Annotated in this window: 14 protein-coding genes; 7 read left to right on the forward strand and 7 right to left on the reverse strand. The window is 61.7% G+C overall.

What is annotated here, in order from left to right:
* The first annotated feature begins 47 nt into the window (after nt 1-47).
* Nucleotides 48-350, forward strand: a complete 303-nt coding sequence (locus ABRP30_RS17060) for an RcnB family protein (RefSeq protein WP_241805361.1) — start codon at nt 48-50, stop codon at nt 348-350.
* Nucleotide 351: 1 nt separating this feature from the next.
* On the opposite strand, the gene ABRP30_RS17065 is transcribed toward ABRP30_RS17060, so the two are convergent.
* The gene (locus tag ABRP30_RS17065; RefSeq protein WP_349975164.1) at nt 352-1,512 is read right to left on the reverse strand and encodes a GGDEF domain-containing protein; all 1,161 of its coding nucleotides are present in this window, start codon (nt 1,510-1,512) and stop codon (nt 352-354) included.
* Nucleotides 1,513-1,736: 224 nt separating this feature from the next.
* Between ABRP30_RS17065 and ABRP30_RS17070 the strand changes: the two genes are divergently transcribed.
* The 4 genes from ABRP30_RS17070 to ABRP30_RS17085 all read left to right on the forward strand — a co-directional run bounded on the left by ABRP30_RS17070 (nt 1,737) and on the right by ABRP30_RS17085 (nt 5,925).
* A complete protein-coding gene (locus tag ABRP30_RS17070) occupies nt 1,737-1,916 on the forward strand; it encodes a hypothetical protein (protein WP_241805453.1) in 180 nt (59 codons plus the stop codon).
* 51 nt (nt 1,917-1,967) lie between these two features.
* Nucleotides 1,968-2,354: a glycine zipper domain-containing protein gene (locus ABRP30_RS17075; RefSeq protein WP_267817057.1), complete on the forward strand. Its 387-nt coding sequence runs from the start codon at nt 1,968-1,970 to the stop codon at nt 2,352-2,354.
* Nucleotides 2,355-2,545: 191 nt separating this feature from the next.
* Nucleotides 2,546-4,375 (forward strand): SLC13 family permease, encoded by a 1,830-nt coding sequence (locus ABRP30_RS17080; protein WP_349974909.1) that lies wholly within the window; start codon nt 2,546-2,548, stop codon nt 4,373-4,375.
* 125 nt (nt 4,376-4,500) lie between these two features.
* Complete coding sequence (locus ABRP30_RS17085; protein WP_349974910.1) at nt 4,501-5,925, forward strand: diguanylate cyclase; 1,425 nt, start codon at nt 4,501-4,503, stop codon at nt 5,923-5,925.
* Nucleotide 5,926: 1 nt separating this feature from the next.
* Here ABRP30_RS17085 and ABRP30_RS17090 read toward each other — a convergent pair whose 3' ends face one another.
* On the reverse strand, nt 5,927-6,688 hold the full coding sequence (locus ABRP30_RS17090) for a TSUP family transporter (RefSeq protein WP_241805454.1): 762 nt from the start codon (nt 6,686-6,688) through the stop codon (nt 5,927-5,929).
* Nucleotides 6,689-6,788: 100 nt separating this feature from the next.
* On the opposite strand from ABRP30_RS17090, the gene ABRP30_RS17095 reads away from it, so the two are divergent.
* Nucleotides 6,789-7,709 carry a LysR substrate-binding domain-containing protein gene (locus ABRP30_RS17095; RefSeq protein ID WP_349974911.1) on the forward strand — a complete coding sequence of 307 codons (921 nt, stop codon included), beginning with the start codon at nt 6,789-6,791 and terminating at the stop codon, nt 7,707-7,709.
* 116 nt (nt 7,710-7,825) lie between these two features.
* On the opposite strand, the gene ABRP30_RS17100 is transcribed toward ABRP30_RS17095, so the two are convergent.
* Both ABRP30_RS17100 and ABRP30_RS17105 read right to left on the reverse strand, forming a co-directional pair.
* On the reverse strand, nt 7,826-8,020 hold the full coding sequence (locus ABRP30_RS17100; protein WP_196996614.1) for a hypothetical protein: 195 nt from the start codon (nt 8,018-8,020) through the stop codon (nt 7,826-7,828).
* 194 nt (nt 8,021-8,214) lie between these two features.
* Nucleotides 8,215-8,475: a hypothetical protein gene (locus ABRP30_RS17105; RefSeq protein WP_349974912.1), complete on the reverse strand. Its 261-nt coding sequence runs from the start codon at nt 8,473-8,475 to the stop codon at nt 8,215-8,217.
* 319 nt (nt 8,476-8,794) lie between these two features.
* On the opposite strand from ABRP30_RS17105, the gene ABRP30_RS17110 reads away from it, so the two are divergent.
* Nucleotides 8,795-8,980, forward strand: coding sequence for a hypothetical protein (locus ABRP30_RS17110; RefSeq protein ID WP_241805367.1), 186 nt, complete (start codon nt 8,795-8,797; stop codon nt 8,978-8,980).
* A gap of 156 nt (nt 8,981-9,136) precedes the next feature.
* Here ABRP30_RS17110 and arfB read toward each other — a convergent pair whose 3' ends face one another.
* From arfB to ABRP30_RS17125, 3 genes are all read right to left on the reverse strand, one after another.
* Nucleotides 9,137-9,550, reverse strand: coding sequence for an alternative ribosome rescue aminoacyl-tRNA hydrolase ArfB (arfB, locus tag ABRP30_RS17115; RefSeq protein WP_267817069.1), 414 nt, complete (start codon nt 9,548-9,550; stop codon nt 9,137-9,139).
* Nucleotides 9,551-9,707: 157 nt separating this feature from the next.
* Nucleotides 9,708-10,982: an OprD family porin gene (locus ABRP30_RS17120; RefSeq protein ID WP_349974913.1), complete on the reverse strand. Its 1,275-nt coding sequence runs from the start codon at nt 10,980-10,982 to the stop codon at nt 9,708-9,710.
* 159 nt (nt 10,983-11,141) lie between these two features.
* Nucleotides 11,142-12,359, reverse strand: a complete 1,218-nt coding sequence (locus tag ABRP30_RS17125; protein ID WP_349974914.1) for a fumarylacetoacetate hydrolase family protein — start codon at nt 12,357-12,359, stop codon at nt 11,142-11,144.
* Nucleotides 12,360-12,361: the final 2 nt, after the last annotated feature.

Raw genomic sequence — 12,361 nt, forward strand, 5'->3', positions numbered from 1 at the left:
ATGGGGGCTGTTGTCGCAGATAAGGCATGCCATCTCAGGAGATTGAAATGAAAGTCCCTCGCCTTTTGCCTTCGCTGCTACTGGCCACCCTGCCCTGCCTGCCAATGATGGCGTCAGCCGCACCCTCGGCTCAAGAGAGCGTTACCGCACCAGAAACCCATAACCGCGAACTCAAAGTGGGCGACAAGGCCCCCGACCAGTACAAACGCGACGAAGCAGCCGTGGCCGACTGGAAAGCCAAGGGCCTGCCAGCACCGGAGAAAGAAAGCCACTGGGTACGCATGGGCGACCACTATGTGCTGGTGCAGATCACCAATGGCGTGGTGCTGGCCATCCACCCGGCGTCCTGACTCAACTGGCAGCGGTCAACGCCGCCATGTACACCGTGTTGCGCCCGGCTGCCTTGGCCTGATACAGCGCCGCGTCAGCCTGGGCAAGCAGGCTCGCGGTGGTGTCGTGCGGGCCAGGCACGCCGCACCACAGACCCACACTGAAGCGCAGCGTGATCTGGTCCCCGGCGAAGTGCGCCGGGCTGAGGGCAATGGCCTCCCTCAGGCCCTGCAGAGCTGCCATCGCGCCATTACGATCGGCTTGCGGCAACAGCAGCAGGAACTCCTCCCCCCCATAGCGGCCCAGACTGTCGCGGTGACGCAGGCGCTGCTCCAACTGCCGAACGCAATGGCATAACACCTCGTCCCCGGCCAGGTGCCCGTACAGGTCATTGATACGCTTGAAATGGTCGAGGTCGATCATCGCCACGGCCAAGCTGCTGCGCTCGCCACGGGCGCGGTCCAGCTCGACGGCAAAGCGCTCGAGAATCGCCCGACGGTTATAGGTGCCCGTCAGTACATCGCGCAAGGCCAGGTGCTTCAACCGCGATTCGCTGCGCTCCTTGGCCATCAGCACCAGGCCAATGGAGTACATCATCACCGTTACCGTACCGATAGCGACGGAAATGCTCTGCTTGAGGTTACTGCTGTCGTAGCGCATTTCCACGGCAGTGCCATTGATCACTGCCACCGCCCGCATGCCCAGCCCTACCAGGCTGACAAGGGCGCCAATCTGAAGCAACAGGTGCGCCCTGCCCGGCCGCTCCACATGGCGCCGCACCCAGTACAGGATCAGCGTGCACTGCAGCATCAGCACCAGCGTCGCCAGCAGCATGCGCGGCTCCACGGTGTCGAGCAGCAGCATCAGGCCCACCAACATGCAGACGGGAATGATGAAGACCTGCCGCCAGGGCACAGCCTGCTCGCGCACGCGAAACAGGCTGGCCGAATAGAAAGCCAGGGCCAATGAAAGCAGGCTGTTACCCACCCCATAGCTGAGCCACAGCGGGGCGTGACCATAGACGGTGTAGCAAACGTAGGCCAACGCATGGGCGAGCAAGCCGCAAGCGGTAAGCCAGAGGTTGTCGTGGCGATTGGACCGGCCGACCAGCAACAGGCAGAACGCCAGGATGGTCGCGACCAGTGCAACGGCGGCGAACAGCGTGGGTGTATGGGCGATCATCATGATTCACCGTGTGGCAGATGGCCGTCTTCTTTGCGGCCTGTGCGCAAGTCTAAGCGCGCTGCCACAGCCGAGCCATGACCGAGCGGGACAGAACAGCTGCCGGCAAGCACGCCATTGATCGTCACCGCAGCAAAAAATTGTCCGCTCAGGAAACCAAACGGATCGATCACAGTCTCAGCATGTGCCCCGTAAACCTAAGCGGATCAAGGACCTATATCGTGATGACCCGCCTTGCAAGTTTTTCTCTGATCGCCACTTTTCTATTGGTTGCCGGCTGCCACCATCATCACTACCACGATGACGAGGGTGGATGGCGCGACGGCGACCGTGATCACCGTCACCATCAGCGGCATGACCGAGACGATGATGATCGCCGCTACCGTGACCGCAACTACCGCTGACACTATTTTGCACCCCATTCTTAACCTGATGAATTTCCGAGGCTCCCTATCATGCGTCTGACTTTGCCTTCCCTTGCCCTTGGCCTGATGCTGTGCCAAGGCGCTTTCGCCGGTGACGGTACTGCCGCCATTGGCGGTGGCCTGGGTGGCGTCCTGGGTAATGTCGTCGGCCAACAGCTCGGTGGCAGCACGGGTGCAGCAGTCGGCGCAGGCCTTGGCGGCGCCGCGGGCAGCGCGGTGGCTGCGCGCAAAGGCAATCGCACCGAAGCCGCCATCGGCGGCGGCCTGGGCTCGGCGGGCGGTTCGCTGTTGGGCGGCAAGGTCGGCGGCTCGGCCGGCTCGACCATCGGCGCCGGCCTGGGCGGCGCGGCAGGTGGCGCGATTGGCAACCACCTGGGTGACAACAACGGCAAGAAGCATCGCCGGCACCGTCACTGATTCAGCACAGCCTTTGCGGGGCCGGCTTGCCGGCTCCTGCTTTCCGGCCCTCATCGTTCCCACAAGCTCCAGCGCCTGAACAAGGCAGCCCCCTCCACGCTGACCCTCATCAACACCCTCTTCACCACAAGCTGCCACACTGAATGCTACTGTCTTTCGTGCCCCCTTGAGTGAAGGAACACCCCCGCCCCATGAACCAGGAACTGCTCTGGGTCCTCGGCCTGTTGGCTGTCGTCATCGTGCTCTTCGTCATCAACCGACCACGCATGGACGTCGTCGCGCTGATGGTGATTCTCGCCCTGCCCCTGTCGGGCATCCTCACCGTGCAGCAGGCCTTGGCCGGCTTCAGCGACCCCAACGTGGTATTGATCGCAGCCTTGTTCGTGATCGGCGAAGGGCTAGTGCGGACCGGCATCGCTTACCGCATCGGCGAATGGATGAGCGACCGGGCCGGCAATAGCGAGGCACGCCTGCTGGTGTTGCTGATGGTATCGGTGGCCGGGCTGGGCTCGGTGATGAGTTCGACCGGCGTGGTCGCGATCTTTATCCCGGTGGTGTTGAGCATCGCCGCACGCCTGCAGATTTCGCCCAGCCGCCTGATGATGCCGCTGAGCTTTGCAGGCCTGATCAGCGGCATGCTCAGCCTGGTGGCCACACCGCCCAACGTGGTGGTGCACAGCGAGCTGGTGCGCCACGGCGAGCGAGGTTTCAGCTTCTTCAGCTTCACGCCCTTCGGCCTGGTGGTGCTGGTGCTGGGGGTCGGCTACATGCTGCTGACACGCCACTGGCTCAATGGCGAAATACGCAAGGACGGCCGAGTGGAAAGCCGCCGTACCCTGCTCGACCTGGTGCTGGACTACAAGCTCAACGGCCGGGAGCGGCGCCTGCGTATTCGCCCGCGCTCCCCGCTGATCGGCCATACCCTCGGGGAGTTGGAGCTGCGCACCCGGCATGGCGCCAACGTGATTGGCATCGAACGCCAGCACAAATTCACCACCAGGGTGATCGCAGCCGATTCGAGCACCGTCCTGCAGCAGGGTGATGTGCTGCTGCTCGACCTGTTCGCCAATCGCGACGACCTGCGCAACCTGTGCCAGACCATGCAGCTGGAACCGTTGCACTTCAAGGCCGCGTATTTCATCGACCAGTCCCAGGAGCTGGGCATGGCCGAAGTGTCCCTGCCGCCCGGCTCGCAACTGGTGGGTAAAAGTATCCTGAGCCTCGCCTTTCGTACCCGCTACGGCCTTAACGTGGTGGGCTTGCGCCGTGAGCAGAAGGCGATCGACGAGCGCCTGGTAGAAGAGCCCCTGCGCCTGGGCGACACGCTGCTGGTTGTCGGCCCGTGGAAGGCGGTGCGCCAGTTGCAAAGCCAGCCAAAGGACTTCCTGGTACTGAGCTTGCCTGCCGAAATCGACCAAGTGGCACCGGCCCGTACCCGGGCACCCTATGCCCTGATCAGCCTGGCGGTGATGGTCGGGCTGATGGTCAGCGGCGTGGTACCCAATGTGATCGCCGCGTTGATCGGCTGCCTATTGATGGGGGCCGGGCGTTGCATCGATATGAACAGCGCCTACCGCGCCGTTCACTGGCCAAGCCTGATATTGATCGTCGGCATGCTGCCCTTCGCCCAGGCGCTGCAGCAGACTGGGGGCATCGACCTGGCAGTGGGCGGGCTGGTCAGCCTGTTGGGCGACGCCGGGCCGATCGCCATGCTCGTCTGCCTGTTCATGGTCACAGCAGTGATCGGCCTGTTCATCTCCAATACGGCGACCGCAGTACTGATGGCACCCGTGGCGATCAGCACCGCGGCCCAGCTGGGCCTGTCGCCGTATCCGTTCGCCATGATCGTGGCCCTGGCCGCATCGGCGGCGTTCATGACCCCGGTTTCCTCGCCGGTGAATACCCTGGTGCTCGGCCCGGGCCAGTACCGCTTCGCCGACTTCGTCAAGGTTGGTGTGCCCTTCACTGTGCTGGTGATGCTGGTAGCGGTGGTGATGGTGCCGTGGTTCTACGGTCTATGAAGCGAGAGGTTTTTGGCCGTTATCCTGCGCGATCGCGGCAGATTGACATGAAGCGGCCGCTGGAAACACACTGACACGTTATCGCTCCAGGTGCCCTAGGCCGTTGCCCTGGATTTCGTCTCCGCTTGTCGGTCGAGCCTATGGTTTATTCAGCCAAATCGCGCGTGTTGCCCTATGTCGCTCTGTTCGGCCTGACCTTCGCCCTGACCCTGGGCGGTATTCTGGCGCGGCCGATCGAGTCCTTGTCGTTGTTCTGGCCCGTCAATGCGGTACTGACCGGCGTGCTCTTGCGCTACCCGCGCCAGGCCACCCTGCTGGGGTTCACGTTGGTCTGGCTGGGCATGGTCGCCGCCGACCTGGCCTGCGGCAGCGCCTGGCCGCCAGCGCTGTGGCTCAACCTGTGCAACCTGAGCGTCATAGTGACCGTGTGGCTACTGCTATCACGCTTGCCGCGCCTGCACCGGCGCATGCGCAGCCCGCGTGGGGTGCTCAGTGTATTCGGCGCCTGCGCGGCCGGTGCGACGGTGGCGGCGAGCCTGGCCTGTGTTATGGCTACACCCTGGTTCGAGCAATCGGTGCGCGCCACCTGGCTGGCCTGGTTCAGCGAACAATTCTCGACGGCGGTGCTGCTCCTGCCGGTCCTACTGACGGCACCCTCCACACGGGCACTGGTGCGCAGCAGCGCCCAGGCGGTAGCCATGGCACCTTTATTGGTGCTGCTGGCCTCGCTGGCCTTCAGCATCGCCTTCGGCGGGCCAGGCGGGATTGCCTTCCCGATCGCGGCACTGCTGTGGTGTGCATGGACCTACTCACCGTTTCTGGTTTCGCTGCTGACCCTGATTGCCGGGAGCACGCTGATCGTCGCGGTGGCGCAGAACCTGATGCACTTCAGCGTGCCGCAAAGCGAGCTTGGGGTCACCACACTGATGTCGGCTCGCCTGGGCATCGCCATGCTGATCCTCGGGCCACTGGTGGTCGCCTGTGTCAGCCAGACCAATCGCAGCCTGCTCGCGCGCCTGGCGCATCAGGCCACCATCGATCACCTGACCGGCGCGCTGACCCGCAGCGCCTTCAGCCGCCGCGCCAACGCCCTGCTCGACAGCCGGCAAAAACATGCACAGGCGCTACCGCTGACCTTGATGATGCTCGATATCGACCATTTCAAGTCGATCAACGACCGCCACGGCCACGGCGTGGGCGATCAAGTGCTTCGCCTGTTCGCCCGGACCCTGCAAGACCAGTTGCACGGTGGCGAGCTACTGGCGCGCATGGGCGGTGAGGAGTTTGTGGTACTGCTGCCAGGCCTGGCACCGGAGCGCGCCAGCTTCACCGCCGAACGCCTGCGCAGAGCAGTCCAGGACCTGCACCTGGCACAGGGCGACGGGCGCCTGCAGATCACCGTCAGTATCGGCCTGGACGGCTGCGCCGGGCACGAGCCGGCGCCGAACCTGGACGACCTGCTGGCCCGTGCGGACCAGGCGCTGTACCGCGCCAAGGCCTACGGCCGCAATCGTGTCGAAGTGGCGAAGGCGCAGCGCCAGGTGATTTGACTCAGCCTATCAGCAAGTCCCAGGACAGCTTGGCGATCAGCACGCACAGCAAGACCAGGAACAGCCCGCGCACAAAGCCTGCGCCCTTGCGCACGGCCAGCCAGGTCCCGGTCAGCGCTCCAAGCACGTTGCATGCGGCCATGGGCAAAGCAATGGCATACAGCACATTGCCCGAGGGCACGAAGAACACCAGCGCCGCGAGGTTGGTGGCGATGTTGACCACCTTGGCCGATGCCGAAGCGTGCAGGAAATCCAACGCGAAAAAGCGAATGAACAGGAAGATCAGGAAGCTGCCGGTACCCGGCCCGAACAGGCCGTCGTAGAAACCGATGGCGCCGCCGATCAGTACCGCCAGGCATTGCTCCTTGCGGCCGATCTTCGCCGGCGCGTGCAAGGTGCCGAAATCTTTCTTGCAAAAGGTGTAGATCGCCATCAGCACGATCAGCACCAGCACGGCTGGCCGCATCACGCTGGGCGGCACCAGCGACACCGTGGCGGCCCCTGCAAACGACATGATGAACGCACTGAGCGCCGCCGGCACGATCAACCCCCAGTCCAGGGTGACCTTGCGAATGAACGAGCGCGCTGCGAACGCCGTGCCGCATACCGATGCCAGTTTGTTGCTGCCCAGCAAGGCCGCAGGTTGCGCCGTGGGCAGTACATTGAACAGTGCCGGAATCTGAATGAGCCCACCACCTCCGACCGCAGCATCGATGAGGCCGGCGGCAAAAGCGAACAGGGAGAGTACGGCGATATCCATGATGGCGCGGGTTCCAGGCAGTGAAAGCAGACTGCAAGGCTAATCAAAATGGCGCGCCTGTGTTGAAATGCCACATTGCGAAAACTGCAACCAGGAGACACCCATGGCATTGGACATGCTGCGCGAAATTCAGGCGTTCGTCAGCGTCGCGCACAAACGCAGCTTCGTCGCCGCTGCGCGCGCCCTGGGCCGCTCGCCCAGCGCCGTTACACGGGCGGTGCAGGCCCTCGAAGACAACACCGGGTGCAAGTTGCTCAACCGCAACGCCAACGCGGTGACCCTGACCGATGCCGGCGAGCGACTACTCCCCCATGCCGAGCGCTTGCTTGATGTGCAACGTGATGCCGCGGATGAATTGGCCGCACTCAGTGGCAGCGCCCAAGGCTGGATCCGCTTCGGCGTGCCGCAACTGCTTGGCGAACACGTGCTGCCCGGTGTGCTGGCGGCGTTTTCCCAGCGCCACCCACAGGTAACGCTGGACGTGCACTACCGTGACGAGGCGCTCGACCCATTGCTGGGCAAGCTTGATTTCGTGGTGCGCGGCGCGTTTCCACAATCAAGCGAGCTGATCGGTTATCCACTGTGGCGGTACCAGCGCCATCTCTATGCCAGCCCGGACTACCTGGCGCGCCATGGCATGCCCAAGCGGCCAGAGGATCTGGCTGACCATTCGCTGATCCTGCATACCGCCCCGCGCATTCTCAAGGCCTGGCACTTTTCCCGCGACGGCCGAATTACCAGCCTGCGCCCCCATCCAAGGCTGCGACTGAGCTCAGGCGATGCGGTCTATCACAGTACGCTGGCCGGTGCCGGCATTGCCCGCCTGGCCGACTGGGTGGGCGAAGCACAAGTCAGCGCCGGCCGTTTGGTACGTGTTTGCGCTGATTACCGGCTGACATCCAGTACCGGCCAAGACCCGCAAATGCACGCCGTGTATCCTGCCGGCGAGTTGCCAGCGCGGGTCCGTGAGCTGCTGCTGGCATTGCGCGAGGCAGGCAACGGGGGCAGCCGGCAGGCACGCTGACATCTGTTCAAAATCTGCTCAATTCAACAGAAGCCGCAAACGGCTTGGCTTACAGCATTTTATCCACAGACCTACCCACGTTTTTTGTGGACAGATTTCCCCGCGTAAAGAAGGACTTATCGCACGCGCAGCAGTGCTGCATTCGCCGCCTTGACCAGTTCGATCCACTCAACCGCACTGATCACGCCAGATTGTTCCAGCGCATCGGCACTGCGCAACGCCTGGTCGTATTCGTTTTCTTCGAGAATACCTGCGGCCAGGAAACGGCTACGCCACTCCAGCAGCGCTGAAGGGTCCTTCTTGCATTCCATCTATCTATCGACTCCAAGGTAAAAGGCCGGCCCACTGCCGCGACTCATTATGACGCGAGCGGGAGAGTACACGAGGCCTTTTCACTTGAGAATGACTTGCAGCTACCGCCAGTCTAACGGTATACCAAGGACCACTGCCGTGGCGGCACGACGCGGGCCCGCGCGAGAAAATAGCCAGGCCGCAGGGAACGGTGTCAGCCGGGGGGGATGGTGCCCAGCAGGCCTACCAAAAGGGTCAGCAGCAGAAAACCACCCAGAAACAGCGCGAGCTTGCCCATCAGAACCTCTTCAACGTGATAGCGGGAATGAAGGCATTGTCGGCGCAGAGCTGATATGGATACAGAGTCAGGTCGGATGAAAAAAAGCGTATCAGATGCGCTCGCGGTCACCGCGACGCAGATAAGCGCCCGGTCGACCGTGATCGCCAAGGTGGCAGTGGGTTCGTAGGCGTTCACAAGAGCGAGTTCGACCTGCCCGCCCCCGCACAATTGCAACTTTAAGTTTCAGCGCAGACTGGCCAGCCCGCCAACACCATCGTGCCTACTTGAACGGCTTGGTCATCGCCGGCTCAGCAATTACGGGCATCCGCCGCACGTCTGATCTACACGAATAGAAATAGCCCCTCGTTAATTTGTAGGAAGTTTTCCCCTCGGCTGTAGGCCGCATCTTGCTGCTGAGTATGTGCTGTATGAAACCTCAGTTTCCGCTGCGATATCGAACTGCTAGGTTCCATTTTTCCTACAACGGCACGGAAGCCTTCAGCATGAGGGAAACATGGACCAGTTCAATACTTCTGGCCTGGGTCTGCAAAAATGCCTGCTCGCATTACGCAAGGAGCGGGATCTTCTGAAAGCACAGGGCAAAGATGAGGAGGCGCAACGGCTTACGCGTAAAATCGCGGGGATGGAGGCGACGCTGGCAGGGATGCCCCTGGAGATGAGGCCGGTGACACTGCAGTAGCCCTGTCCGTGTGCCGATGCTCGCTCGTCACCACTGCGGGCTGGATATCGAGCGCCGCCCGCGCGGCGCACGATACTTGAGTGGGTCGCGGACAGCTTTGGCCGCGTGGCCATCGCCCCCTAGCTTTTGGCGCAGATGGTGCTGGAGACCCCAGCACTAAAAATCCACTTTGCCCCGCCCCGCCTTGACATTGCTCCGCCTGGCTTTGCCTTCCAGGCGACGGGTCTTCGAACCAAGGGTCGGCTTGGTGGGACGGCGTTTCTTCTCGGTCTTGCCGGCATTGATGATCAACTCGGCAAGGCGCGCCAGTGCGTCAGCACGGTTCTGCTCCTGCGTGCGGTACTGCTGCCCTTTGATGATCAACACCCCCTCGCCGGTGATGCGGCTGTCACGCAGCGCCAGCAACCGTTCTTTGTAGAAGTCGGGTAACGAAGAGGCCGGGATGTCAAAGCGCAGGTGCACGGCGCTGGATACCTTGTTGACATTCTGCCCACCCGCGCCCTGCGCGCGGATGTAGGTCAGTTCGATTTCGGCATCCGGTATCTGTACGTTGTTGGAGATGGTCAGCATGATCAGGCCCTTGCAATTCCCCCCGATTATCGCAGGGTTCGCCGCTGCCCCATAGAAGACCTTGATTACAGGAGAGGTGCCGGTCGGTACAGTCAGCCCGTTTTTGCAGCCCTGTAGCTGATCACCGCCGGCACATGCCGCCGCCAATCCCTATGGATCAAAACAGCGAAAGCGGGTAGTTGAGGATCAAACGATTTTCATTGAAGCTTGTGTTGGTGCCCCAACCCCGACGCAACGTCGAGTTACGCCATTTGATATTCAAATCCTTGAGCGCGCCAGCCTGGAACACATAAGCCACCTCGGTCTCCCGGCCCCACTCCTTGACGCCCGACTCCCCGCCCACACGAATACCGCTCCCTTTGATATAGCGGTTCATAAGCACCAGGCCCGGAATACCCACAGCCACGAAATTGTAATCGTGGCGCACCTGCCAGGAGCGCTCGTTGGCATTTTCGTAGCTGGAGCTGAAGCTGTCGTTGGCCAATGAGCCACCCGACGTACCGTTGATTTTCATCCAGCCATCTGCACCGGAAACCTTCTGCAAGCCGATGTAGAAGGTATTCGCGCCGTACATCGCTGAGAACAACCCGGACCAGGTCCGGTTGTCGAGATTCCCCGCCAGCGCCTGCCCGTCTTCCTTGCCCGTGTACCATTGAAGGTTGGCACCCAGCGTCCATTTACCAATGGGCTGGCTGTGTGTGACCTGTATCATCTGCTGGCGGTAGATATCCTTCAGCTCGGCCCCCCACCCGCCCAGCATCGTCCGTTTGTCATTGAACGTATACTCGCCGCCAACAAAGTTGAAGCGGTCGGAAGTGACGCCTGGCTTCTGCGCAAGGAACATATCCTCCATGCTCGCATCATTTCGTGGGCTGTTGGCACGGAACTGGCCGCCATACAGGGTAAGGTTTTCGATTTCTCGAGAAGTGACCTGCGCACCTTTGAACGTCTGCGGTAATGATCGTCCGTCATCTGAACGCAAGATAGGCAGTGTCGGCATCCATTCGCCAACCTTCAACTCTGTAGCCGAGATTCGCGCTTTTCCAGCAATCGCCAGGCGCCCATAATCATCGGCCGCGCGACCATCGTCATGAATGGGTAGCAACTGTGTGCCAGGCGTGCCACGGCCACCGTCAAGTTTCACAGCGTAGAGCCCCATGGCGTCCACACCAAAACCTACCAGGCCTTGGGTGAAGCCGGATTTATAGTTCAAGATGAACGCTTGGCTCCACGCCTCTGCCTTGCTTTGGCTAGCCGAGTCACTGACATAATTACGATTGATATAATAATTACGCAGGCTCAACCCAGCAGACGAATCTTCTATAAATCCGGACTCAGCCGCTGCCTGCGCGCTGATGGCAGCACTCAGCAGCGGCACGACGAAAAACACGTTTGCATGGTTGAATTGTTGTACGGATGCGCGGATTTTCATTTTTATTATTTCCATCACAGACATTTGATATGAACGCAACCCTTCACGCTGAATACTCAATCAACGAGTGTTCATACGCGCCTCTTCTTTATTCTTTGAATAATGCAAGCCTGCATGGCTGCAGGCTTCGTGCTGCGCCCTCCCTGCGCAGCACGTGGATCACAGCTGCCGCGCGGTGGTTGCGACTTCCAGCAGTCCACGACGGCCGAGGCTGTCAATCAATGAGCGCAGGCCGAACTCCCACTGCGGTGCCAGATCGCTGGTGGTCACCCGATTGGACAGGGAACCCAGTTGCGCGCTGCTGATGGTCACCACATCGCCCCGCTTGTGGGTGAAACCGCTGCCGGGCTGATCACGGTCCTGCTTGGGGGCAAACAGCGTACCGAGGAACAGCACCAGGCCGTCGGGATACTGGTGGTTTTCGTTCAGGGTCTGCTTCACCAAATCCTCCGGGTCACGGCTGATCTGGCGCATGGAACTGCGCCCAGAGAGAATGAAACCGTCTTCCCCTTCTACCTTCAGGTCGACTTCAGCGTTGCGTACATCGTCCAGGCTGAAGGTTTCGTCGAACAAGCGCAGCAGAGGCCCCAGCGCGGTGGAAGCATTGTTGTCTTTGGCCTTCGACAGGAGCAACGCGCTACGGCCTTCGAAGTCTCGCAGATTGACGTCGTTGCCGAGCATGGCGCCTTTGATGCTGCCCTCACTCGACACCGCCAACACCACTTCGGGTTCTGGGTTGTTCCAGCTCGAGCCGGGGTGGATGCCGATCTCAGCGCCGTGACCGACCGCCGACAGCGGCTGGGCCTTGGTGAACACTTCAGCATCTGGGCCAATCCCCACTTCAAGGTACTGTGACCACAGGCCCTGCTCCATCAATACCTTGCGCAGCGCCTCGGCCTGGGCAGAACCTGGTACGACCTGCGACAGATCAGCGCCGATGCGGCTGACCAGGTTGGCCCGCACCGCATCAGCCTTGGCCGGGTCGCCTTTGGCTTGTTCTTCCACAACACGCTCCAGCAGGCTGGTCGCGAAGGTCACGCCTGCAGCCTTGACCGCTTGCAGGTCTATGGGGGCCAGCAGCCACGGCTGGCGGGGGTCACGGCGAACCGAATCACTGTTGGCCAGCAACGGCTCCAGTTCGGCCAATGGTTCAGCCAGCGGTATACCCCGTAGGTAGGCCACCGGGTCGGCCTCCTCCAACAGGGCTGAGACGGTCGCTACGTAGCGGCTGATGTCGTATACGGCGCCGGCCTTGACCAGCACCACCGCAGGCCCCTGCTCCGGTAGCCAGACACGCCCCACCCAGCTGCCGGTTTCAAATACGCTGGCGCTGTGGCGCAATGGTCGTGGCGCGCCGTCATTCAATCGTTCGGTCATCT

This window comes from Pseudomonas sp. WHRI 8519 (genome assembly GCF_040224055.2).
Taxonomy (GTDB): Bacteria; Pseudomonadota; Gammaproteobacteria; order Pseudomonadales; family Pseudomonadaceae; genus Aquipseudomonas; species Aquipseudomonas putida_X.